The following is a 23,492-nucleotide window of genomic DNA, read 5'->3' as shown; positions in this document are numbered from 1 at the left end:
TGCCGATCCGGCGGAAGGGAGGGGCTGGGATGACAGCCGAATCACCCGAGACCGACCGTGACGTCTCCGTTCCCGAGACGCCGCGGCCGACCGGGCTGCTGGACGTGCTGAGCGTCGCCGCGGTGGTGCTGGACACCGACGGGTGCATCGTGTTCTGGACCCCGCAGGCCGAGGAACTGTTCGGCTACACCTCCGAAGAGGCGCTGGGCCAGTACGCCGCACGGCTGCTGATCGGCCCGGAACACCTGAAGTCCGTCCTGAGTCTGTTCACGGACGTGCTGGAGACCGGCCGGAGCTGGGCGGGCGCCTTCCCCGTACGGCACAAGGACGGCAGCAGCCGCCTGATGGAGTTCCGCACCATGCGGCTGCTCGACGACGTGGGGGAGATCTTCGCCCTCGGCATCGCGGCCGACCACACCCTGCTCCAGCGGGTCGAGACCGACCTGGCGCTGTGCGACCGGCTGATCAGACAGTCCCCGATCGGCCTGGCCCTCCTGGATCCCGAACTGCGCTACATCCTGGTCAATCCCGCACTGGCGCGCATCGACGGCATACCCGCCGAGGACCACATCGGCCGTCGGCTGCGCGAGACCCTGCCCTTCTCCGACGTGGGGACGATCGAGTCCGCGTTGCGCCAGGTGCTCACCACCGGCACCCCGCTGCTCGACCAGTACCACGTGGGCCGTCCCCCGACCGACCCCGACGAGGACCACGCCTGGTCCCTGTCCTTCTACCGCCTGGAGGATCCCGGCGGGCGGACCCTGGGCGCGGCCGCCTCGGTCGTCGACGTCACCGAGCGGCACCGTGCGGCCCTCGAGGCCGACCGGGCCCGGCGTCGTCTGGCGCTCATCGCCGACGCCTCCACCCGCGTCGGGACCACGCTGGAGGTGGAGGAGACCGCCCACGAGCTGGCCGACATAGCCATCCCCGATCTGGCCGACGTGGTCGCCGTCGACGTCCTGGACGAGGCGCTGGCCTACCGCCGCACCAGCAAGCCCGCCAACGGCCCGGAACTCTTCCGCGCGCTCGCCCTCCGGGCGTCCCACCCCACCGTGGCCCTGCGCGCCGCCGACCCTCCCGGAGACCTGGCCGCCTACGACGGGGACCGCCTGGTGACCCTGTGCGTCCACACGGCCAGACCCGTGCTGGTGCGGCACGTGGGGGAGCACGACCTACCGCGCATCGCACGCGACGCCGAGGCCGTCACGCTCCTGGCCCGGGCCGGCGTCCACTCCTATCTCGCCGTGCCGCTGATCGCCCACGGCGAGGTGCTCGGCGCCCTCGACCTCAAACGCACCCGCAACCCGCTCCCGTTCGACGACGACGACGTCGTCCTGGCCAGTGAGCTCGCCAGCCGTGCCGCCGTCGCCATCGACAACGCCCGCTGGTTCCAGAGCGTGCGCAACACCGCCCTGACCCTCCAGCGCAGCCTGCTGCCCGACCATCCCCTGCACCACACCGGGCTGGAGGTCGCCTCCCGCTACCAGCCCGCCCAGGCCACCAGCGAGGTCGGCGGCGACTGGTACGACGTGATCCCGCTGGCCGACGACAAGACCGCGCTGGTCGTGGGCGACGTGATGGGCAACGGCATCGACGCGGCCGCCACGATGGGCCGGCTGCGCACAGCCACCTGTGCCTACGCCGACCTCGACCTGGCTCCGGAGGCGGTGCTCCAGCACCTCGACAAGATCACCTGCGATCTGGAGCACTACATCGTCACGTGCCTCTACGCCGTGTACGACCCCCGGACGCGCAACTGCCACCTCGCGAACGCCGGACACATGCCCCCCGCGCTGGCCCGCCCCGGCCAGGCCCCGAGGCTCCTCGACCTGCCCGCCGGAGCGCCGCTCGGCGTCGGCGGGATCGCCTTCGAGACCACGATGACCCGCCTCGACCCCGGCGACCTGCTCGTCCTCTACACCGACGGTCTCGTCGAGACCCGCCATCACTCCATCGACGACCGCCTGAACATGCTCCTCAGCTTCCTCCAGGAGCCCCACCGGCCCCTGGAGGAGACCTGCGACCTGCTGCTGTACGGCCTGCGCCACCCCGACGACCACGACGACGTCGCCCTCCTGGTGGCGCGGACCCGTTAGCCGGCCCGCACCTGCTCCTCCAGCCGTTCCAGACTGCGGTCGAGGGCTTCGCGGGCCGCGCGTTCGCCGGGGTCGTGGCCTCCCTCGAAGAACGACAGATGGACGGTCACCTCACTGGTTCCGCTGCCGATGCCGGCGACCTGGAGCCAGCCGGCGTAGCTGCCCTGCTCACGGGTGCCCCACTCGATGCGCATCTGATCGCGTTCGGTGCGCAGCAGCGCCGAGGTGTCCTCGTCGGAGCGGTCCTCGTGCACGGTGACGGCGGGCGGTTCCTCGGGGTGCACGTGCAGGGCGTCCGGCAGCCAGGCGTCGAGCCGGCCGACGTCGGCGGCCCGGTCGAAGACCTGGTCGGGCTGTGCGGGCATCGTGCGTGAACGTTCGTACTCAGCCATGGCGGCACCGTTCCTCCGCTCGGGTACGTACCCCGGACGCGTGCCCCTTCTGCGGCGGCCGAAAAGTCCCTACGCCGGCGCCGTCCGCAGGGCGCGCAGCACCGACCAGACGACCGAGATGAACGGGACGGCCACGACGGCGCCGATCACCCCCGCGACGATGCTGCCCGCGATGACCGACACGGCCACGACGAGGGGATGGAGACGGACCGCCCAGCTCAGCACCAGGGGGTGCAGCACATGTCCCTCGAGCTGGCCGATGACGACGATGAGCGCGAGGACGGCGAGGGCGGTGAGGGGGCCGCGCCCGGCGAGGGCGACCACCGTGGCCACGCCGAGCGCGACCGGTGAGCCCACCAGCGGCACGAACGCGGCGAAGAACTCCAGCAGGGTCAGCGGCAGCGCGAGCGGTACCCGCAGGACGAGCAGGGCGACACCGACCAGCACGGCGTTGGTGGCGGCCACGATGATGATGCCCCGGGTGTACCCGGCGAACGTCCGCCAGGCCGCGCGCCCCGCCCGGTCCCACCCCGGGCGGGCGCCGCTGGGCAGCAGCTGGTCGCGCGCCCACGCCCACAGGTGCTCGCCGGAGTGGATGAAGAAGAGCGAGGAGAACAGCGCGAGCACCCCGCCGGCGGCCAGTTCGACGACCCGGCCGAGACCGCTGACGGCACTGCTGAGCAGTCTCGAACGGTGCGCGTCGAGGTAGTCCACCAGCTGGCCCTGGAGCTCGGAGAGCTTGCCGGGGCTGATCCGGAACGGCGGACGCCGCAGCCACTGCTCGAGCCGGTGGACGCCGCCCTGGAACTCACCCGCCAGCTTCGCCGACTCGCCCGCCACCGCGTTGCCGACCAGGGCGAGCAGACCGAGCAGGAGCAGCAGACTGCCCACGAGGGCGATGGCGACGCTCAGGGGCCGGGGGAGCACGCGGCTCAGCAGGTCGGCGACGGGACGCAGGACCGAGGTGACGACGAGCGCGAGGAACAGGGCCACGGCGATGAGCTGGAAGCGGCCGAGGACGGTGAAGACACCGTAGACGACGATGCCGACCACGATGAGGCGCCAGGCGTAGGCCGCGGCGACGCGCAGGGAGGGCACCGTCCGCTCGGCCGCGCCGAGGGCCGCCGGGCCGGAGCGGAGGCGCGGGGGGAGCCGCACGGAGTGCGCCGGCCGGCTCCCCAGCACCACGCGGCCCGCCCGGCGCCCGCGGCTCCGCCCGGCCGCTCCACCGCCCGTATCGGCCACGGCCTCCCGTGCCTCCCCTCCGTTTCTGACCTTCCGTCACTTCTAGAGCACCGTAAGGGCAAGCCGGGCGGACGAGGCGAAACAACGCGCGAGGACCGGCGGTCCGCTGCCCTAGGCTTCGAGCGTGACAGTCAACACGGCCCTCGCCGACATACTCGACCGTGACGCCGCCGGGACGGAGGCGGAGCGGCTGCTCGCCGCCCTGGTCGACCACGGGGTGTTCGTTCCCGTCCGGGAGAACGGCTCGGTGCTGTTCTTCCGCGGCGAGGACGGCACGCCCGCCCTTCCGGGCTACACCAGCGAGGCGTGTTGCGCCGAGCGGTTGCCGGAGGCCGCGGCGGCGATCCACTGCGATGCCCTGCGGCTGCTGGACATCGTCGAGCGAACCGGGGTCACGGCCTTGGCGCTCCACTCCGGGAAGGGCTGGGCCCGCGTACCGGCCCCGTTGCTGCACCGGACCCTCGGCGGGCGCGGCCGGCAGGCCGCCGGCGAGCAGGTCGTGCTCAGCTGGTCCACCCACCCGGTCGCGGTGGCCCTCCGGGACGCACTGGCCCGCCGGGTGCGGGAGTTCCCCGCGGTCCGCACGGCCTGGGTGTCGCAGGCCCGGTGGGCCGACACCGGCCACGAACACCTGATGCTGCACATCGCCGTCGACGAGCAGCTCCCCTCGGCCTCCGCGCAGCGGCTGATGGAGACGCTGCTCGCCGGGGACGTGGTGCTCGGCGACGACGACCCCAGGGTGGGCATGCTCGCGCTGAACACCGTCACGCACGCCGCGTCGATCGCCGAACTGGAGTCCCTGGGGCTGGACACCGTGCGCTGCGACCACGCCACCGGGCGCGTCGAGGTGGTCTCACGCGAGTACGACGACCCGCGATAGCGCTCTGCTCCGGCTCGCGGGTGAGTTTCCCTCAGGTTGACGGAAATTCTCCCTTCGGGCCGAGGAGCGTCCGCAAGGGATAACGCGACCCGTTCTGGGAACGCGAACATCTCCGTCCGGATACGCCGGTCAGGAACCCGTCCGGATACACCGGTCAGGAACACAGCGCGCCCGTCTTGGGGGAGCAACATGCCAGTACGCCCGTGGTCCGCGGGGCCGGAATCGCCCCTCCGGGGCGCGATGCTGGCCGGCCGCTACCGGCTGGGCGCCCTGCTCGGGCGGGGCGGTGCCGCCGATGTCCACGAGGCCTTCGATCTCCAGCTGAGGCGGCCCGTCGCGGTGAAGGTGTTCCGTGCGGGCACCGACGCGCAGACGGAGGAACGATTCGCCGAGGAAGCCCTGCTGCTGGCCCGGCTGGAGCATCCCGGCCTCGTCACCGTCCACGACTTCGGACGGGACAGGGGCCGGCCGTTCCTGGTCATGCAGCTCCTCAAGGGCGCGACGCTGCGCACCCGCATCGCCGCGGGCATGCTGCCCCGCGCCCACGTGTGCGCCCTCGGCGCCGCCCTGGCGGAGGCCCTCGCGCATGTGCACGCCGCCGGGGTGGTCCATCGCGACGTCAAGCCGTCCAACATCCTCATGGACGAGGCGGGCGCCCCCCACCTGACCGACTTCGGCATCTCGCGGCTGATCGACGCCACCGCGCACACCGCCGACGGGGCGCTGGTGGGCACCGCGGCGTATCTGGCTCCCGAACAGGTCACGGGCCGCGAGGTGGGCCCCGCCGCGGACGTCTACGCCCTCGGCCTGACCCTGCTGGAGTGCCTGAAGGGACGACTGGAGTACGACGGCGCCCCGCTGGAAGCGGCGATCGCCCGCCTGCACCGCGCCCCGGTGATTCCCGCCTCCCTCGACGGTGAGCTGTCCCGCCTGTTGACGGTCATGACAGCGCAGGAGGCGCGTGAACGCCCCGAGGCGGCCGTGTGCGCCGAGGCGCTGACCGCGTTGAGCGGGTCGAGGGCCATGCTCTCGGCCGGGGCGTACGGCACCGGCCGGGCTGACGCCCCGGCGTATTCCGTCGATCCCGAGCCGCTGCGGACCGTGGCGGCCCCGCGCCAGGTCCCGGCCGCCCGGCGGCGCGGCAGGCGGAACCTGGCCACGGCCGGGGCCGCGCTGACCACGCTGCTCGGTGTCGCCCTGACGGGATCGATCGTGGGCCTGCCCGGTTCCGGCGGCGGCACCGCCTCGGGTGCCGACGGCCACGGACCGACGACTCGGACGACCGAGCCCTCCGGCGCCCCCTCGACACCGGCGCACGGGCCGACACGCCCCGCCCCGCGGACACCCGCCGTGCGTTCCGCGCAGGACCCCGGGACCTCCTCGGCGCACCAGGGTGCGGACGAGGCCCATGGCAGAGGGAGGGCGGCGGCCGGTCCGCAATCCCTGGCAAAGAAGTACAAGGCGCTGGCGGACAGCAAGAAGCCCAAGAAACCGAGCGCCCCCAAGCACGGGAAGAATCACTGACGGAGCCCCCGACGCCTGACGGACAGCGGCCCTGACAGGGTGTCAGGGTCCTCTCAGGGTGGGGCCGGGGGTGTCACCGATGGTGGCCGGAGAGTGGTGGACGGCAGGATGATCGACATGCCGAACTCCACTGTCGCCCGCCCCGTTCTCTCCATCGTCCGCCGCACCGCTGTCTCCGCCGCCGGCGTCGCCGCACTCGTGGGCATCACCGCCGCGTACACACCGGGTACCGCCCACGCCGAACCGACCGCCGCCACTCCTTCGGCAGCCGACTTCAGCGACTGCCCGCCCCTTCCCTCCGGCGTGGACCCGGCCCGCTGGCGATGCGAAGTGCACAACGCCGCACCGAAGTTGACGATGGGCAAGCTCACCGTGAACCTCGCCCCGATCACCATGACACACGCCGAGGGCCCGCTGCCGGACGGTACCGACGGGCAGGTGTGGGGGACGATGCACACCACACCGACCGCCATGTCCAAGGGCTTGGCCATACTGCCCGAATACGGCGGCCGATCCGACTTCTACACCGGGCAGTTCAGTCTGCGCTTCCGGCTCCTCGGCCCCCTGCTGCGGCACAGCTGCACCATCGGGGCGGACGCCCCGGTCGACTTCCAGCTCAAGCGGTCGGGCCCTTCGGAGTGGCTCTCCCAGGATCCTCCGCTGATCAAGTTCTCCGCGTACGACGACACGTTCTCCGCCCCCGCCGCCGAACACTGCGGACCCCTGACCGCGTCCCTCAACCGAATACTCGGCCTTCAGGCGACGAGCGGAAACCTCATGACCTACGACGCCACCTACACGTTCAAGACCTACGACCAGCTCCCGGAGCGCTGATCAGGCCTGGATGCCGGTCGGCTGGAGACGTGACTGTTCGCCGCCTTCGCAGCGGGGTGGCAGCAGGGCTCCCAGCGACGGTGAGGGTTCAAGTCCCAATTCCTCGCGCAGAACACGGCGGCATTGTTCATATTGACGTAATGCCGCACCCCTATTACCGGCCGCCAAATGCGCCTTCACCAGGACGCGATGCGCGCTTTCCCGCAGGGGTTCCGTACGCACAGCGGTGAGTCCGGCGGCGACCGCCTCGCCATGGCGTCGCGCCGCCGTGAGCCGTTCCGTCATCGCTTCCAGGGCATAAAGGCGCAGCTGATGATATTGCTCCTGTTCAATCAGCATCCAGTCGTGTTCCGGCCATTCCGGAAGCAGGTCGGCCGACAAGTCGGACAGCGTGTCCATCGTGAGGATGTCGTCGCAGGAGCGTGATTTGTCGAGTAGTCGGTGTGCGCGTGCAACCGCTTCGTGCAGGTCCACGGCGATGTGCTTGGCGATGGCCAGATCGCGCACCGATACCTCGATGATGGGGTGACCCATGCGGGTCGCCCTCCAGAGGGAGGATCTCAGGTTTGCATTGGCACGCGAAGCCGTGACGTCCGGCCAGAGAATTCCGGCCACGTAGGTGCGTGAGCGCGGCATGTCCTGTAGGGCCAGAAAAGCGAGGAGTCGCTGCGTACTGGAGCAAACCGGAACGCGTGTATGGTCAACCGATAGTGCGAAGCCCTTGAGCAACCTCAAGGTGATGCCTTGTGTTTGTCCGTTCATCGACGCCCCCGGTACCGATGTCGGCTTTCATGATCTTCGGTGTGGCTCTAGGGATTCTCGAAGCCCATGTTACGAGCAAATCATGATCGCAGGTCGTTTCTTAGCGTGACAGGCGTCGGAAAGGAATCACCACCGCGTCGCGGAAACGTCACCCGTCCTGCTCAAGCAGCTCCTCGAGCCAGAGGCGTACCGCGTCGAGGACAGCGGTGGTCTTGCTCGCCGCGGTGGGGGGCTCCTGCTGCCCGCCGACCGCCTGGATGATGCGCGCGCGGAAGCCGTCGGACCCGCCGCCTTCCACCCACACCCGCAGTATCAGGACGCCGGACCGCGTCGAGGGGGTCTCCATGAGAGACCAAGTGTTCCCCGCCGATGTCACCCCGGCGTTGTCGGTCCGTGTCCGCCGACGTCATCGCCGGCCGGGGGGACACCGTGGTGACGCCGGTGCGACGGGTTCGTCGCGGCCGGATCACATGGGGCTCTGCATTGTTTCGGCGTACGTCTTCAGCGCAGGCCGGGACGAGGGGGCTTGGAGTGGGTGACTTCGGTGTGATCGCCGACGTCTCGTCGGGCATCGTCAGCGCACTCAACCAGGCCCTGCGCGGGCTCGGGCAGATGGAATCGCCGATCGCCGAACTCAACGACCTCTCCGAGACGGTGCAGACGCCGCCGCCCAAACTCACCGTGTTCCTCTACGAGATCGCCGAGGACCCCACCTCGCGCAACCGGCCCCCGGTGCGTTCCCAGCCGCCCGGCCCGCCGACCACTCGCAAGGCGCCCATGGCCCTGCTGCTGCGGTATCTGATCACCCCCTGGGGCGGCGACCAGGCGACCCAGCACCGCATGCTCGGACGCGCCCTGCAGACCTTCTACGACGACGCGATCCTGGACGGCGCACAGCTGACCGGCAGCCTGGCGGGCAGCACCGACTCGCTGCACCTGACGCTGACACCGCTGAGCCTCGACCAGAAGTCCTGGGTCTGGTACGCGATCCAGAAGCCCTACCGGCTGTCGCTGAACTACGAGATCCGCGTCGTCAACCTGGACTCGGCCGTCGAGACACCGGTGCGGCCCGTGCAGAGCCGGACCGTCGAGGGGACGGCGACGCCATGAGCGCCTTCCTGCCCCTGGCCCGGTCGACCCTCCACAGCCCCGTCTGGCTGGTGCCGTTCGACGACCACGCCCGTCTGGTGCGCCCGGCGGGCGTGGCGGTCCGCCTCGAACGGTTCGACGACACGGACGGCTGGGTGGCACTGGACGACAGGGCGGTGCGCACACCCAGCGGTGCCCTCGCCTTCCCGGGGCTCGGCAGGCGGAGCGAGCCGTGGACCGTCCCGCCGGAGCGCCACCGCGCCCTGTTCACGGCCCCCGGCTACCTGCCGCTGTACCCGGCCGACGACCAGCCCTTCGCGGCCGGCCTCGTCGGCGTCGAGTTCCTCGTGCACGCCTACGACGATACCCACCCGCCGGCCGTGGAGACGGCACCGAGGCTGGTCCGGATGCTGCCGGCGGTCTCCTATCCCTACGCGCCGGGAGTGCGCACCGTCCACGGTGTCGTGGTCGACGCGGCCACGCGGGCGCCCGTCGCGAACGCGCTGGTCGAGGCCGCCGGGCACACCGGCGACGACCTGACGCCGTGGCAGGAACGGACCCTGGCCGACGCCACGGGCGCCTTCCGGCTCGCCCTGCGGTGGGAGGGCGAGAAGGCCGCGGACAACCCCGCCGAGGAGACCTTCCGTCTGGAGGCGGTCGAACGGCCGGGCCGGGCGGGGGCGCTGACCGTGCGCCTGCCCCAGGACGCCTCGCGCCGACACGTCATCGAGATCCGTGAGCAGTGAAGGAGCCGTCCATGGCCGAGTACCTGAGCCCCGGGGTCTACGTCGAGGAGATCGACGCGGGGCCACGGCCGATCGCGGGGGTGAGCACGAGCACGGCCGGCATGGTCGGGGTCACCGCTCGCGGCCCGTCCACCGGCAAGCCCAAACTGGTCACGAACTTCCTGGAGTACCAGACCGTGTTCGGCGGCTTCCTGCCCGAGCCGGAGGCCGGAGTCCGTGACGCCTGGGCCGAGAACCCCGCCGAAGGCGGCCGCTGGTGGCTGTTCCCGCTGGCCGTCAAGGGCTTCTTCGACAACGGCGGACAGCGGCTGTACGTGAAACGGGTCGTCGCCGCGGGCGCCGAACCCGCCTCGGGCACCCTGGTGCGCGGCCTGGTGAGCCCCGTCGCCACCGACGCGGCGCGGGGCGCCACCAGCCTGCAACTCGGCCATCTGATCGGCTTCACCGGGATCGGCCAGCACATCGACGTCTACCGGGGCGACGACCAGCAGCTCATCCACACCGCGGTGGTCTCCGGCTACGACATGACCAACCGCCGGCTCACCCTGGACACGGAACTGACCGCCGAGGTCAGGACGGCCCGCGGGGACTACGTCCAGATCGGGCAGCGCGGCACCGAGAAGACGCTGAAGCTGTCCGCGGTCAGCCCCGGAGCGTGGGGCGCGGCCGTCCAGGTGCGGATCCAGCCGATGGTCGGCGCCGCGCTGCCGGTGCTACCCGAGCCCCAGGAGGGCGCGCTGTTCATCACGCGCCTGGTCGCGGACGCGGCTCAGGACAGCGGGACGGTCGAGGTGGCCGCGGTGGGCGGGCTCGACCCCGACGAACTGCCCGCCGAGGTCTGGGTGCAGATCGGCCCCCGCCGGTTCAAGGTCCAGGCGAGCCAGCCGGCCGACGGCAAGGTGACGCTGACCCTCCCGCCGGGCACGACACACGCCGCCTGGGACACCGGACTCACCGTGCGCCGCGTGCGCCGGGGCAACACCACGGCAGCTCCGACCCTGCGTGTCGGCGGCGCGAGCCGGCTGTACGAGGGCGCGGTCACCCAGCTCGACGACGGCACCACCATGACCGTACTGACCGTCGTGTCGGTCGCCGAGGACACGGTGACCTTCGACCGGAACGTGCCGGGAACGTTCTTCGAGGGCGACCGGATCCATCTGGTCGAGGCCGAGGTCGGCACCCGGTTCACCGACCCGGGCGGCGCGGCGGTCACCGAGACGTTCCCCGGTCTCCGGCTCACCGGCGACAGCCCCGCGAACGTGACGACCGCTCTGGAGAGCCGGTCCCAGCTGGTCCGGGCCACGGCACTGGCCGGCCTGTCCACCGACCCCGCACTGTTCCCGGTGCCCGCGATCGGCTCCTGGCTGACGCTGGCGGACGGCCAGGACAAGTACGACACCCTGAGCGTCGCCGACTTCGTCGGCACGGACGGCGGCAGCGGCCGACGGACCGGCATCGTCGCCCTGGAGGACATCGACGAGGTGGCCGTCTGCGCGGTGCCCGGCATGTGGTCCGGCACGGTCGAGTCGGCCCTGGTCACCCACTGCGAGACGCTCAAGGACCGGTTCGCGATCCTGGACCCCCGCGACGGACTCGACATGGAGGGCATCCAGGCGTTCCGCGAGCCGTTCGACACCAAGTACGCGGCGCTGTACTACCCCTGGCTGGTCACCCAGGACCCGTCCACCAACCGCGACGTCGAGGTACCGCCGTCCGGCCACATGGCCGGGATCTACGCCCGGGTCGACGTGGAGCGAGGCGTGCACAAGGCGCCCGCCAACGTCGTCATCAGAAGCATCCGGCAGACCGACGGCATCGCGCAGGACATCACCAAGCGCCACCAGGACCTGCTGAACCCCAAGGGCATCAACGCCCTGCGGTTCTTCCCCGGGTTCGGCCACCGGGTGTGGGGGGCACGCACCCTGTCCTCGGACAGCTCGTGGAAGTACGTCAGCGTCCGGCGGCTCTTCCTCTACCTCGAGGAGTCGATCGACGAGGGCACCCAGTGGGTGGTCTTCGAGCCCAACGACGAGGCGCTGTGGGCCGTGGTCCGCCAGACGGTCACCGACTTCCTCACCACGGTCTGGCGCAGCGGCGCACTCGCCGGAACCACCGCCTCCGAGGCGTTCTTCGTCGCCTGCGACCGCACCACGATGACCGAGGACGACCTCGCCAACGGCAGGCTCGTCTGCGTCATCGGCGTCGCGCCGGTCTTCCCGGCCGAATTCGTGATCTTCCGGATCCAGCAGAAGACCAGCGAGAACCAGCTCACCTGATCCACCCGACCGAGAACCCGACCGAGAAGGGGCCACCATGCCACCTCTGCCGACAAGGGACGATCCCTACGCGTCGTACAACTTCAGGATCACCGTGAACGACGTCAGCAACGACGGTGTCGCGGTGAGCGGCTCCTTCACCGAGGTGAGCGGCCTGGAGCTGGAGGTCCCGCCGATCGAGTACCGCAACGGCAGCGAGGACATCACCGTCCGCAAGATCCCGGGGCTGAAGAAGTTCACCAACCTCACCTTCAAGCGCGGCATCACCGGCCACGTCGACTTCTGGAACTGGGTGGTCCTGGCGCTCCAGGGCACGGTGAAGCGCACCTCCGGCCTGATCGTGCTGGAGGACGAGAACCACCATGACGCCATGCGCTGGAGCTTCAGCCGGGGCTGGCCGACCAAGTACACCGGCCCCACGCTCAGCGCGACCAAGAACGAGATCGCCATGGAGACGCTCGTCCTGGCGGTCGAGAAGCTGGAGATCCAGACCTGACATGACCGGCGAAGCGCTTCCCGGCGTATCCCTGACGTCCGTCCCGCGCGGCTCGGACGCCGAGCCGCTGCGCACGGACGTGGCGGCGTTCCTCGGCCGGGTCCGCCGTGGCCCGGTCGGCTCCCCGGTACGCGTGGAGAACTGGAACGACGTCGTGGGCGCCTTCGGTCCGCCGGACGGCGCATCGGCCACCCCGTACGCGCTGCGCGGCTTCTTCGAGAACGGCGGCCGCACCGCCTGGGTGCTCCGGCTCTCCGGGCCGGCCGCCACCGCCACGGCCCCATGGACGGCCGGAGACCTGAGCGGACTCACGGCCACCCGCTACCAGGTGGTCGCCACCAGCCCGGGCACCTGGGGCAACGGCGTACGCGTCGCGATCCGCTTCCAGGCCAGCACGGTCGCCGGACCGCCCACGGTCAGTCTGCGGATCACGGTCCCCGGCGAGACCCCCGAGTCCTTCCCCGGCCTGCCGCTCGCCGAGGTGGCCGACCGGCTGACCGCGTCCCGCTACATCCGGCTGCTCCCCGACGGCCCCGAGCCGCCCCCGGCGGCGACCGGCCCGATCTCGATGTCCTGGGAACTGACGCTCACGGGCGGCACCGACGTCCCGCCGACCCGGGAGGAGTACGCGGACGCGGTGACCGTGCAGTCCGAACTCCCCGAACCGGCCCTGGTGGCGCTGCCCGACCTCGGCACGGACCTGTCCGGGGCCGCACACACGGACGCCGTCCTGGAACTGCTGCGGACCGTGTCCCCGCTGCTCGACCGGCTCGTCGTGCTGGACGTGCCGCCCGGGCTGTCCTCCGTGGACGACACGGTGGAGTGGGTGGAGTCACTGACCGCGACCGACGACAGTGAACTGCTGAGCTGCGCGGCCGTCTACCACCCGGGGCTGCGCACCCCCGACGGCCCCGGGCTGCGCACCGTCCCGGCGTCCGGTCACGTCCTGGGCGTGATCGCCCGGCTCGACGGCGAGCGCGGAGCACACCACACGCCCGCGGGCGCCGTGATCCTGGAGGCCGTCGACCTCGCGGCCGACCTGCCGGAGCCGCAACAGGTCCGGCTGTTCGACGCGGGCGTCGACCTGATCCGGTGCACCCGGGGCCGGGGGCTGATGGTGTGGGGCGGACGCACCCTGTCCGCCGACCCCCGCACCCGCTACGTGGCCCACCGCCGGCTGCTGCACCTGCTGGTGCGCGCGATCCGGCGGGTGGCGAGCCCGCTGGTGTTCGACGTCAACTCGCCCGAGCTGCGGCTGACGCTCGTCCGCGCGGTCACCTCCGTGCTCCTCGCCGCCTTCCGCACGGGCGCCCTGACCGGGGCACGGCCCGAGCAGGCGTTCCAGGTGGTGTGCGACGACACGAACAACCCGCCGGAACAGGACCCGGGGCAACTGGTCTGCGAGATCGAGGTCGCCCCCGCCGTCCCCATGGAGTTCATCCGGCTGCGCCTCGTGCTCGGCCAGGACCGCGGCCTGGAGGTGATCGAGGCATGATGCAGGACCCGCTGCCCAAGTACCGCTTCCTGGTGACGCTCGACCCCGGAGACGCCTATCTGCCGCCCGCCCAGGCGCTGTTGCTGCCCCTGGTCGCCTCCGGAGCCTTCCAGGAGGTCACCGGGCTCGGCGCGCAGCTGGAGGTGACGAGCTACCCGGAGGGCGGCCGCAACGACTCCGTCCACCAACTGCCGCTGCGCCACTCGTGGAACCGGATCACCCTCAAGCGCGGAGTGGTCCGCGACGCCGGCCTGTGGGCGTGGTACCGGGCCGGGCTCGCCGACTCGCTGGGCGCCCGCCGCGACGGCGCGGTGATCGTCCTCGCCCCGGACGGGACACCCGGCGCGGCCTGGGCGTTCCACGGCGGGCTCGCCGCCAAGTGGAGCGGCCCCGACCTGCACGCCGAACAGAACGCCATCGCGATCGAGTCGCTGGAGATCGCGCACGAGGGACTGACCAGAGTCGTCCAGGACACCGCCGCGGACGCCGCGTCGCGGCCGAGCCAAGGGAGGTGACCGGCGTGCCGAAGGTGACCATTCATCACCTAGAGGTCCGGTTCCAGGTGGAGGGCGACGACGGCGCCGTGTTCACCCGGCTGTTCAACAAGCACATCCAGGCCTGGGCGAAGCTGTACGAGGCCGAGTGCGCCCGCGTCCAGCACACCAAGGGCGAACGCAGCTTCGGCGACGGGGAGGACCAGCCGTGAGCGTGACGCCCGTCTCCTTCGCCCGCCAGGGCGCCGCCCAGGCCCGCCTGGAGATCGTCCGGCCGGTCATCGCCGACGAACGGCAGCGCCGTATTCCGCTGCGGTTCAACCCCACCGACTACAAACTGAGCAAGAGCAACACCTTCGCCGAGATCACCATCCCCGGCCTGGAGACACCGCCCCTCCAGTACGTACGCGGCGGCACGGAGACGCTCACCGTACAGGCGCTGGTCGACACCTCCGACACCCTGGAGAACGTACGCACCGCGTATGTCGCCGCCCTGCGGGGCCTGCTCAGGCCCGACAGCCGCGAACACGCGCCGCCCGTCGTCCGGTTCGTGTGGGACGAGGAGGTCTTCACCGGCGTCGTCGAGAAACTCGACGTCAACTACCAGCTGTTCCGGCCGGACGGCGTGCCGTTGCGGGCCCTGCTGGACCTCTCCCTCAAGGAGTTCCGCCCGGCCGCCGTCCAGGTCGCCGAGACGCCGCGCTCCTCGCCCACCGTGGAGAAGAGCTATGTGGTGCGCCGCGGCGACACCCTCAGCTCCATCTCCGCGGCGCTGTACCGGCGGCCCGACGCCTGGCGGGAACTGGCGCGGGCCAACGGGATCAGCGACCCACGCGACCTCAGGCCGGGCCGGGTGCTGACCGTGCCCCGGCTGCCGTGAGGAGCGCGCGATGAGCTCTCCCACGCCGGAGATCGCCTCCCCCGACCGGTACGCGCCCGAGTTCGAAGTGCGCATCGAGGGACTGGAGATGGACCCCTCCACCAAGAACGACATCATCGACATCAAGGTGAACCGGGACCTCGACGAGATGTCCGGCTTCGACCTCACCCTGAACAACTGGGACGACGCCAACCTCAGGTTCAAGCACAGCGATTCACCGAAGTTCCGGCTCGGCGGCCGGGTCTCGGTCCGGCTCGGCTACGCCGACAAGCTGCTCACCGTCGCCACCGGCACCATCTCCACGCTCAGCCCCAGGTTCACCGACGGGGCGTCACCCACCGTCCAGGTCAGCGGCGTCGACGGGCTGCTCCGGCTCAAGGACCGCAAACCCACCGAGAACGAGACCAAGGTCTACCGCGACATGCCGGACTGGCGGATCGCCGAGCAGATCGCCCAGCGCAACCACCTGCGGATCGAGGTCACCAGGGAGGGCCCCACCCACGACCTCGTGGTGCAGAAGAACCAGGACGACGCGAGCTTCCTGCTGGAGCGCGCCAAACGGCTCGACTTCGACTGCTACATCCTGCCGGACCCGACCACCGGCGAGGACACGCTCTACTTCACCAGACCCACCGACGGCCGCGACGGCCGCCCGATCCGGGTGTACCGGCTCGCCTACGCGCCGGGACTGTCCACCGGCCCCAGCGCGCAGCCGGCGGGACTGATCCCCAACCTGTTGGAGTTCACCCCGACGCTGACGGTCTCCCAGCAGGTCAGCAAGCTCACCGTACGCGGCTGGGACCCCCGCACCAAGCAGGCCATCGCGTTCACCGCGACCGCCGAGAACCTTCCCGCCGGACAGAACTCGGCCGACGGGCAGAGCGGGCCGCAGGTCGCCGAGTCCACGCTCCAGGGCCGCCAGGAAGTCATGGTCGACGCGCCGGTCACCAGCGACCAGGAGGCCCGCGATCTGGCGATCAGCCTGCTGCGGGAGCGCGCGTACGAGTTCATCACCGCGACCGGCAAGGTGGCGGGCCTGCCCGAACTGCGGCCCGGCGACAACCTGGAGATCTACGGCCTCGGCCGCCGCTTCTCCGGCACGTACTTCGTCAAACGGGTCGAGCACACGCTCAACACCAGCGGTTTCTTCACCCAGTTCACCGGACGGCGGATCCACCAGGGGGACCAGTGACCACCAGGACCACGCCACGGGCCCGCAGCACCGACAAGCGGTACTACGGCGTCGTCGAAGCGCTCGTCGTGGAGAACGAGGGCGACGACGAGGGCCGGGTCAAGCTTCAGTTCCCGTGGTTCGACGGCACCACGGTCACCGAATGGTGCCGGGTCGGCCAGCTCTACGCGGGAAACGGCTACGGCGCCGTGTTCGTGCCCGAGAAGGGCGACGAGGTGCTCGTCGCCTTCGTCCACGGCGACATGCGGTTCCCCATCGTCCTGGGCGGCCTGTACAACGGCCAGGACAAGCCGCCGGCCGCCCGCGCCGACGGCCGCGACCAGAAACTCATCCGGACCAAGCACGGCCACCAGGTACTCCTGGACGACACCGCCTCCCAGGCCGCCGTGCGGATCACCTCGGCCGCCGGCCATGTGGTGGAGCTGGACGACCAGGGCAAGGCGGTCCGGATCACCGCCGCCGAGGGCGGCAGCGTCACCGTGTCCGCGCAGGGCGAGATCACCATCAAGGCGCCGAAGGTGACCGTCGACTCCGCCTCCATCGAGCTCGGCGCCGGGGCCACCGAACCCCTGGTGCTCGGCAACGCGCTGCTCCAGGCGTTCAACACGCACACGCATCCCTCAGCCGCCGGGCCCACCGGCCCGCCCACCCCGCCGCTCACACCGGCCGTGCTGGCCAAGAAGGCGAGGACGGCATGAGCGAGGACTTCCTCGGCACCGGCTGGCGGTTTCCCGTCCTGCCCGACGAGAGCGGCCGGCTCGGCTACGCCGTGGGCGAGGAGAGCATCGAGCACTGTCTGCGGGCGCTGCTCCTCACCGGCCGGGGCGAACGCGTCATGCAGCCCGAACTCGGCACCCGCGCACCGGATCTGGTGTTCGCGCCCGGCAGCGTGCAGAACCTGCGCGACCTGGAGAACTCGATCGCCGAGGCCGTCCGCGCGTACGAGCCGAGGGTCGAGCTCGACGAGGTGCGGGCGGAGGCGGACCCCGCCGACGCATCACGGGTCACCGTCTCGGTCGTCTACCGCGTCCGGCGCAGCAACACCAAGGCGAACCTGGTGTTCCCGTTCTACCTGGGCCTCGCCGGCCCGGCCGGGAGCGCCTCATGACCGTGCCCGCACCCCGGCTGGACGACCTCACCTGGGCCGACATGATGGCGGCCGTCCGCCGCCGGATCCCCGCCGAGTCGGACGGCACCTGGACACTGCACGCGCCCGTCGACCCGGGCGTCACCCTCCTCGAACTCCTCGCCTACCTCCTCGAACAACGGCTGTACTGGCTCGACCAGGTGCCCGACGCGCTGGTCGTCGCCGTACTGCGCCTGCTCGGCCTCGACCCGCCGCGCCCCGCCCGGCCCGCGGCCACCGTGCTGCGGCTGTCCGCGCGGCAGCAGGACACGGCGGTCCCGGTCGTCCCCGCCGGGACGCCGCTGACCCGGGACCCGGCGGGGAACGTCGTCTTCACCCTCGACGACGACGTCACCGTCCTCCCGCTCGCCGAGGACCAGGACGTCACCGTGTGGACCGACCGGGACCGCACGGCGGACCTGAGGGCACGCCGGGGCGTCCCGCTCCTGGCCGCCGACGGCGGACCCGCCCAGGCCCGGTTCACCCTGCCCCTCACCGGGGACGGGCCCGCGCCGGGTCCGGTCTGTCTCCTCGTCGAACTGGACACACCGGCCGCGTCCGTGGCGGCCTGGCTGCCCGGCGCGGTCGCCGACGTACCGCCCCCGGCCGAGCTGACCTGGTCCTGGTTCCGGCCGGGCTCCGACGCCGGCGGCCCGTTCGAGAAGTTCGAGAAGGTGGAAGACGGCACGGCCGGGCTGCGGCGGTCCGGGATCGTCCGGCTGTACCCGCCCGCCGGCTGGTCCACCCGGGACACCGGTGTGCTGGTGTCCACCGCCGCCGCGACCTACGCGGCCCCGCCCCGCCTCCTCCAGCTCGCCGTCAACGTCTCCGCCGCCCGCCACCGCCGGTCGTACACGGTGCACGGCGCCGACCTGGCGGACCAGCTCGACGCCTGGCTCAAACTCCCCGGCCAGCACCTCGTCCTGCCGGGCGCCGCCGGGCGTCTCCTGGCGGCGGCCGTGCGGCTGGCCGGTCAGGACTGGCAGCCGGTGCCGGACTTCACCTTCGGCGCGTCGGCCGACCGCGTCTACGTCCTGGACCGGACCGAGGGCGCGGTGGTCTTCGGCGACGGGCTCACCGGGCGCATCCCCGGGCCGGACCCGGACGTCACGGTCGACTACGTGGTCGGCGGCGGCCGGGACGGCAACGGCGGACTGACCGCGAACTGGCTCCCGGCCCCGGACACCCCGGCGGCACTCGGCGCGGTCACCGCCGCCAACCTCGTGCGCGCCGAGGGCGGCGAGGACCCCGAGACCGTCACCGCCGCGCGAGAGCGCGCGGCCGCGGCCCTGGGGGAGGTGACCCGAGCGGTCACCGCCGACGACTTCGTCACCCTCGCCCGGACGACGCCCGGCGTCGCCGTCGCCCGCGCCTACGCGTCCCTCGGCGAGCACCCCGGATTCGCGTGCACGCCCGTGCCCGGCGCGGTCTGCGTCCACATCGTCCCCTCGGCGCCGCGCACCGACCTCGCCCGGGAGGACTTCGTCGCCGCCCCCCGGCCCGACCCGGGCACACTGAGCGCGGTCGCCGCCCGCCTCGACCAGGCACGGCTGCTCACCGCCGAGGTCTTCGTGCGCGGACCCCGCTACCGCGATGTCGCCCTCCGGGTCGACCTGTCGGGCGGCCCCGCCGACCGGGCCCGGGTGTCCGCGGTGGTCACCACCGCGCTGCGCCGCTTCCTCGACCCGCTCGTCGGCGGCGAGGCGCGGGAAGGCTGGCCGTTCGGGGAGGCACTGCGCCCCTCGGCCCTGCTGCGGGCGGCCCAGACGGCGCTCGGGGACCTCGCGGACGTCGCCGGTGTCGCGATCGGCCTGGACGGGGCCGACCCGGACGAGGACTGCCAGGACGTGGAGCTGCGCGCCGGTGAACTGCCCGTGCTGCGCTCGGTCCGCACCCGGATCGTGACCGCCGTGGAACCGGGGGAGGGGCTGGTATGACCGGCGAGGTGTGGTGGGAGAAGGACACGGGGAACGACGCGCGGGACGCGGGCGAACTCGTACCGGGACCCGGGCCGACCGGAGTCCAGCCGGAGCTGGTCCAGGCGACCGCGGAGGCCGTCCGCTCCGACGTACGCGGCAGGATCGCCGGATACACCCCGGACTGGACCGACCCCGACCGCCAGGACGCGGGCGTCGCCCTCGTACGGCTCTTCGGCACACAGGCCGAACCCGTGCTCACCCGGGTCAACCGGCTCCCGGAGAAGCTGCTGGCCGAGCACCTGGCGACGGCGGGTGTGGCACGCCGGCCCGCCACTGCGGCCGCCGCACTGCTCGAGTTCACCGTGAAGCCGCCGGACGGCGCGTCCGTGCTGGTCCCGGCCGGGTTCCAGAGCGCGGCGTCCACCGCGGACGGCCAGGTGGTCTACGAGACGGACGACGATCTGTACGCCACCCCGGCGAGCCTCGCCGCGCTCGCCGTGCAGACGGGCGGAACGCTCGAGGACCTGCCACTGGGACCCGCCGGACCGAGCCGCCCGTTCGCCCCGTTCGGCCGGGACCCGCAGCCCGGCGACGGCCTGTGGATCGGTCTCGCCGGAACCGCCGCCCCCTACCCGCGGCTCACCCTGGGCCTGGTGGTCGCCGCCGCCACCCCCGCGCCCGCGGCCTCCGGCGGCCTCACCCCCCTGCCCCTGCCGGCCGCGCCCCTGCTGCGCTGGGACGTCCTCGACGGCACCCGGCTCGTGCCCGCCGAGCTGATGAGCGACTCCACGGCCGGGCTGAGCGCCGGCGGGACCATAGAGCTCAGGGTTCCGCGCACCTGGGAACCCGGCAGCCCGCCCGGCTCCCGGCCGAGGCCCCTGCTGCGCTGGCTGCGCCTGCGGATCGCCCAGGGCGCTTTCGCCGGGGCGGCGCCGGTGCTCTCGGGGCTGCGGCTGAACATGGTCCCGGCCACGGCCGCCCGGACGGTCCGGGACGAGCCGCTGCAACCGGTGCAGACCCCCGGAGCCGACGGCCGACGGCACATGACGCTCAGTCAGGTTCCCATCCTCGCCGGATCCCTCGTCATCGAGGTCGACGACGACACGGGCGGCGACGTGTTCGGCACCACCGCCCGATCCTCCTCTCGCTGGCGGGAAGTGGAGAGCCTGGCCGGGTACGGCGCCGACGACCGGGTGTTCACCGTCGACCACGCCACCGGTGAGGTCACCTTCGGGGACGGCGTCAACGGCGCCGCCGTACCGCCCGGCTTCCGCAACGTCCGGGCCGTGCGCTACCGGGTCGGCGGTGGCAGCGCCGGCGCCGTGGAGGCCGGCGCCGTCAACGCGGTGGTGACCGCGCTGCCGTTCGTCACCGGCGTCAACAACCCCTTCCCGGCCACCGGAGGAACGGACGCCGAGCCGGACGCCGACGCGATGCGCCGGGGCGTGGGACAGCTGCGAGCCCGGGGCCGGGCCGTGGCACCCGCCGACTACGGCCTCCTCGCCACCGACGCGCCGGGCGCCTCGGTGGCCCGCGCCCAGGGCGTGGCCGGCCTGCACCCGGAGTTCCCCGGAGTGCCCATCCCCGGTGTGGTGGGAGTGCTCGTCGTACCGCCGGGCGACGACACCGGAGAGCCGCCGGTCCCCACCGACGCGACGCTGCGGGCCGTCAGCGACTTCCTGGCCCGTGAGGTCGCGCCCGCCGGGGTCACGGTGGTCGCCGCCCCGGCCACCTACCGCAGGGTCGCCGTGGAGGCCTGGGTGACGCTCGACGAAGACCCTGAGGTACACGACCGGGCCACCGTTCTGGCGCGGGCGGGCGACGCGATCCGCGCCTACCTGGATCCGGTGCACGGCGGGGAGGACGGCGCGGGCTGGCCGTTCGGCGGCGCGCTCAGGCACACGGCACTGGTCCGGCGCCTCCTCGCGACCGACGGTGTCCTCGCCGTCTCGCGGCTCTCCCTCGTCGTCGACGGACTGCGCCGGCCGCCGTGCACCGACCACGCGATCCCGCCGCACACCCTCGTCTGGCCGGAGCGCCCGCTGCTGATCCCGGTAGGAGACCGGTCATGACGTGCATCCCGCACCCCGCCACCTTCCGCCTCCTCGACGCCTACGTCGGCTGGGAGGAGCCCGTCGGCGGCGAGCCGGGGGCGGACGGCGTCGTCGGGTTCGACGACCCCGCCGGAATCCGGCTGGCCCACAGCGGCCCCGCACCGGAGGGGCCCACCAGGGAGCGGCTGCTGCCGTGGTTCCCCGATGCCCGCCTCGCCCCGGGGTGCGGCCCGTGCGCCTGGTACCTGCTCGTCCCGGACCGGCCGGAACTGCTGCGCCGCGACGCCTGCACCGGGACCTGGACGTCCGTGTGGCCGTCCGGCTGCGGCACCGCCGGGCTGCGCGAACCCCTCTCCGTGGCCGCGCGGGGACACCGGCTGGCCGTGGTGGACCACGATCGGGTCCTGGTGTGGCGCCGCGAGGGCGAACAGCTCGCCGGGGTGATCAGGGCCGAGCGGCCCCGGTGGGCCGCGCTCGCACCCGGCGACGAGGTGCTGGTGGCCTGTCAGGGAAGCACGGACCTGCGCCGGTTCGACTCCACGGGAGCCCCGCGCGGCGTGCTGCGCACCGGGGTGCGGGGAGAGATCGTCGGGCTGCGCACCGGCGGGGACCGGACGGTGTGGCTGCTCACCGAGGACGACGGCAGGCTGAGCATCCACCGGGGCGTGGACCGGAGCGGCCGGCCCGCCCGCTTCCACGTCGTCACCCTGGACGAACTCGCCGCGGCCCTGCCACCGTCCACACTCGTCTCGGCGGACGAGGACGGGTTCTGCCTGAGGGAGGACGGCCCGGACGGCGCCGTGACGACCTGCTGCACCTGGCAGGGCGGGCCGCGACAGACCCCGCCCGCCGCGACCACCCCGTACGTCACCGGCGGGACCCTGCTCACCGGGCTGATCGACAGCGGCGTCTCCCGCTGCCGCTGGCACCGGGTGCGCGTGGACGCCGACGTGCCCGCCGGCACGGCGGTCTCGGTGGAGATCGTGGTGACCGAGGACGGCCGGTACGACGAGACCGACTGGCAGGCGGCGCCCCCGGGAGTCACGGACTTCCTCGTCGACCAGCCTCCCGGCCGCCGGCTGCGACTGCGGCTGCGGCTCTCCGGGGACGGCGGCGCCACACCCGTCGTACGCCGGATCCGCCTCGACCTCCCCCGCGTCACCAGCGCCGAACTCCTGCCGCCCGCCTACCGCACGGACCCCGCGGCCGACGACTTCACCGAGCGCTTCCTGTCGCTGTTCGACGCCTCGTTCGCCGACCTCGACCGGGTCATCGAGCGGTATCCGGCGCTGCTCGACCCGGCCGGTGTGCCGGACCGGGTGCTGCCGTGGCTGGCCGGGCTGCTCGGCCTGTCCTTCGAGGCCGGCTGGGACGCCGCGACCCGGCGCGCGCTGCTGGCGGCGGCCCCGGCGCTGTACCGGCGCAGGGGCACACCGTGGGCGCTGCGGGAGGCGGTTCGCATCGTGTTCGGGGTGAGCCCGGTCATCGAGGAGTCGGCCTCGGACCGGCGCTGGGCGTGGCTGCGCGAGGCCGCCGACCGCGGGAGCGGTCAGGGCCTGGGCGCCGTACGGCTGTTCAGCCGGTCGGCGAGCCGGTTCCGGGTCGGCGGTTCGGCGCTGGGCTCCGCCCCGCTGCGGGCGTTCGGGGCCCCGGACAGCGACCCGCTCACCGCGCACGCGCACCGGTTCCGGGTGCTGCTGCCCGCGGGATCGGCGGACGAGACGGCGCTGCGGCGGCTGGTGGAACGGCAGGCACCGGCCCACACGGTGGGGTCGGTGCGGACCGGGGGCGCGGGCTTCGTGGTCGGTACGCGTTCCACGGTCGGCGTGGACACCGCGTTCGTACCCCTGCCGCCCCCCGTGCTGGGCGGCGAACGTCCCCTGCGGCTGGGCCGCGACGGGGTGCTCAGGGCAGGACCGAGAGGGTCGCGCCGAGGGGTGGGCGTGGGAGTCGTCTCCGCCGTCGGTGTGCATACGCGAGCTGTGTGAGAGG

The 23,492-nt window shown here is 72.6% G+C and carries 22 protein-coding genes; 18 read left to right on the top strand and 4 right to left on the bottom strand.

Going from position 1 to position 23,492, the window contains the following annotated elements; genetic code table 11:
- Nucleotides 1-29: 29 nt before the first annotated feature.
- Nucleotides 30-2,096 (top strand): SpoIIE family protein phosphatase, encoded by a 2,067-nt coding sequence (locus ABZ915_RS02640; protein WP_361794558.1) that lies wholly within the window; start codon nt 30-32, stop codon nt 2,094-2,096.
- Here the strand turns inward: ABZ915_RS02640 and ABZ915_RS02635 are convergent.
- Both ABZ915_RS02635 and ABZ915_RS02630 read right to left on the bottom strand, forming a co-directional pair.
- Nucleotides 2,093-2,488 carry an SRPBCC family protein gene (locus ABZ915_RS02635; protein ID WP_361794555.1) on the bottom strand — a complete coding sequence of 132 codons (396 nt, stop codon included), beginning with the start codon at nt 2,486-2,488 and terminating at the stop codon, nt 2,093-2,095. The two genes, ABZ915_RS02640 and ABZ915_RS02635, sit on opposite strands and share 4 nt — an antisense overlap.
- Nucleotides 2,489-2,557: 69 nt before the next feature.
- Complete coding sequence (locus ABZ915_RS02630) at nt 2,558-3,733, bottom strand: AI-2E family transporter (protein ID WP_361794552.1); 1,176 nt, start codon at nt 3,731-3,733, stop codon at nt 2,558-2,560.
- A 124-nt stretch (nt 3,734-3,857) separates the two neighbouring features.
- Here ABZ915_RS02630 and ABZ915_RS02625 point away from each other — a divergent pair, with 124 nt between their 5' ends.
- The 3 genes from ABZ915_RS02625 (at nt 3,858) to ABZ915_RS02615 (ending at nt 6,971) form a co-directional block, all read left to right on the top strand.
- Nucleotides 3,858-4,613, top strand: coding sequence for a hypothetical protein (locus ABZ915_RS02625; RefSeq protein WP_361794549.1), 756 nt, complete (start codon nt 3,858-3,860; stop codon nt 4,611-4,613).
- Between the two features lie 189 nt (nt 4,614-4,802).
- Nucleotides 4,803-6,137 carry a serine/threonine-protein kinase gene (locus tag ABZ915_RS02620; protein WP_361794546.1) on the top strand — a complete coding sequence of 445 codons (1,335 nt, stop codon included), beginning with the start codon at nt 4,803-4,805 and terminating at the stop codon, nt 6,135-6,137.
- Nucleotides 6,138-6,254: 117 nt separating this feature from the next.
- Nucleotides 6,255-6,971 (top strand): hypothetical protein, encoded by a 717-nt coding sequence (locus ABZ915_RS02615; RefSeq protein ID WP_361794543.1) that lies wholly within the window; start codon nt 6,255-6,257, stop codon nt 6,969-6,971.
- Here ABZ915_RS02615 and ABZ915_RS02610 read toward each other — a convergent pair whose 3' ends face one another.
- The gene (locus ABZ915_RS02610) at nt 6,972-7,505 is read right to left on the bottom strand and encodes a bacterial transcriptional activator domain-containing protein (protein ID WP_361794540.1); all 534 of its coding nucleotides are present in this window, start codon (nt 7,503-7,505) and stop codon (nt 6,972-6,974) included.
- 376 nt (nt 7,506-7,881) lie between these two features.
- Nucleotides 7,882-8,079: a hypothetical protein gene (locus ABZ915_RS02605; RefSeq protein WP_361445049.1), complete on the bottom strand. Its 198-nt coding sequence runs from the start codon at nt 8,077-8,079 to the stop codon at nt 7,882-7,884.
- 185 nt (nt 8,080-8,264) lie between these two features.
- Between ABZ915_RS02605 and ABZ915_RS02600 the strand changes: the two genes are divergently transcribed.
- From ABZ915_RS02600 to ABZ915_RS02535, 14 genes are read left to right on the top strand one after another with little or no spacing between them, the layout of a single operon-like run.
- Nucleotides 8,265-8,843 (top strand): DUF4255 domain-containing protein, encoded by a 579-nt coding sequence (locus tag ABZ915_RS02600; RefSeq protein ID WP_361794538.1) that lies wholly within the window; start codon nt 8,265-8,267, stop codon nt 8,841-8,843.
- Nucleotides 8,840-9,568 carry a carboxypeptidase regulatory-like domain-containing protein gene (locus ABZ915_RS02595; protein ID WP_361794536.1) on the top strand — a complete coding sequence of 243 codons (729 nt, stop codon included), beginning with the start codon at nt 8,840-8,842 and terminating at the stop codon, nt 9,566-9,568. Before ABZ915_RS02600 ends, ABZ915_RS02595 begins: the two co-directional genes overlap by 4 nt.
- 11 nt (nt 9,569-9,579) lie before the next feature.
- Nucleotides 9,580-11,844, top strand: coding sequence for a phage tail sheath C-terminal domain-containing protein (locus ABZ915_RS02590; RefSeq protein ID WP_361794533.1), 2,265 nt, complete (start codon nt 9,580-9,582; stop codon nt 11,842-11,844).
- Between the two features lie 37 nt (nt 11,845-11,881).
- Nucleotides 11,882-12,340, top strand: a complete 459-nt coding sequence (locus ABZ915_RS02585) for a phage tail protein (RefSeq protein WP_361794530.1) — start codon at nt 11,882-11,884, stop codon at nt 12,338-12,340.
- A 1-nt stretch (nt 12,341) separates the two neighbouring features.
- Nucleotides 12,342-13,835, top strand: a complete 1,494-nt coding sequence (locus ABZ915_RS02580) for a phage tail sheath subtilisin-like domain-containing protein (RefSeq protein WP_361794527.1) — start codon at nt 12,342-12,344, stop codon at nt 13,833-13,835.
- Nucleotides 13,832-14,350, top strand: a complete 519-nt coding sequence (locus ABZ915_RS02575; protein WP_361794524.1) for a phage tail protein — start codon at nt 13,832-13,834, stop codon at nt 14,348-14,350. The genes ABZ915_RS02580 and ABZ915_RS02575 overlap by 4 nt, the downstream gene beginning before the upstream one ends.
- Nucleotides 14,351-14,355: 5 nt before the next feature.
- Complete coding sequence (locus ABZ915_RS02570; RefSeq protein WP_361794521.1) at nt 14,356-14,541, top strand: putative phage tail protein; 186 nt, start codon at nt 14,356-14,358, stop codon at nt 14,539-14,541.
- Nucleotides 14,538-15,209: a LysM peptidoglycan-binding domain-containing protein gene (locus ABZ915_RS02565; RefSeq protein WP_361794519.1), complete on the top strand. Its 672-nt coding sequence runs from the start codon at nt 14,538-14,540 to the stop codon at nt 15,207-15,209. Before ABZ915_RS02570 ends, ABZ915_RS02565 begins: the two co-directional genes overlap by 4 nt.
- 10 nt (nt 15,210-15,219) lie before the next feature.
- Entirely contained in the window at nt 15,220-16,401 is a 1,182-nt protein-coding gene (locus ABZ915_RS02560) for a type IV secretion protein Rhs (protein ID WP_361794516.1), read from the top strand.
- The gene (locus ABZ915_RS02555) at nt 16,398-17,099 is read left to right on the top strand and encodes a phage baseplate assembly protein V (protein WP_361794513.1); all 702 of its coding nucleotides are present in this window, start codon (nt 16,398-16,400) and stop codon (nt 17,097-17,099) included. Before ABZ915_RS02560 ends, ABZ915_RS02555 begins: the two co-directional genes overlap by 4 nt.
- Nucleotides 17,096-17,509 carry a GPW/gp25 family protein gene (locus tag ABZ915_RS02550; RefSeq protein ID WP_361794509.1) on the top strand — a complete coding sequence of 138 codons (414 nt, stop codon included), beginning with the start codon at nt 17,096-17,098 and terminating at the stop codon, nt 17,507-17,509. The genes ABZ915_RS02555 and ABZ915_RS02550 overlap by 4 nt, the downstream gene beginning before the upstream one ends.
- The gene (locus tag ABZ915_RS02545; protein WP_361794506.1) at nt 17,506-19,464 is read left to right on the top strand and encodes a baseplate J/gp47 family protein; all 1,959 of its coding nucleotides are present in this window, start codon (nt 17,506-17,508) and stop codon (nt 19,462-19,464) included. The genes ABZ915_RS02550 and ABZ915_RS02545 overlap by 4 nt, the downstream gene beginning before the upstream one ends.
- Nucleotides 19,461-21,518: a putative baseplate assembly protein gene (locus ABZ915_RS02540; RefSeq protein ID WP_361794503.1), complete on the top strand. Its 2,058-nt coding sequence runs from the start codon at nt 19,461-19,463 to the stop codon at nt 21,516-21,518. Before ABZ915_RS02545 ends, ABZ915_RS02540 begins: the two co-directional genes overlap by 4 nt.
- On the top strand, nt 21,515-23,488 hold the full coding sequence (locus ABZ915_RS02535) for a phage tail protein (protein WP_361794500.1): 1,974 nt from the start codon (nt 21,515-21,517) through the stop codon (nt 23,486-23,488). Before ABZ915_RS02540 ends, ABZ915_RS02535 begins: the two co-directional genes overlap by 4 nt.
- Nucleotides 23,489-23,492: the final 4 nt, after the last annotated feature.

Source organism: Streptomyces sp. NPDC046915 (assembly GCF_040644935.1).
Taxonomy (GTDB): Bacteria; Actinomycetota; Actinomycetes; order Streptomycetales; family Streptomycetaceae; genus Streptomyces.
Note: the sequence above shows the minus strand (reverse complement) of the source record. Positions and strands in the feature narration are given on the sequence as shown.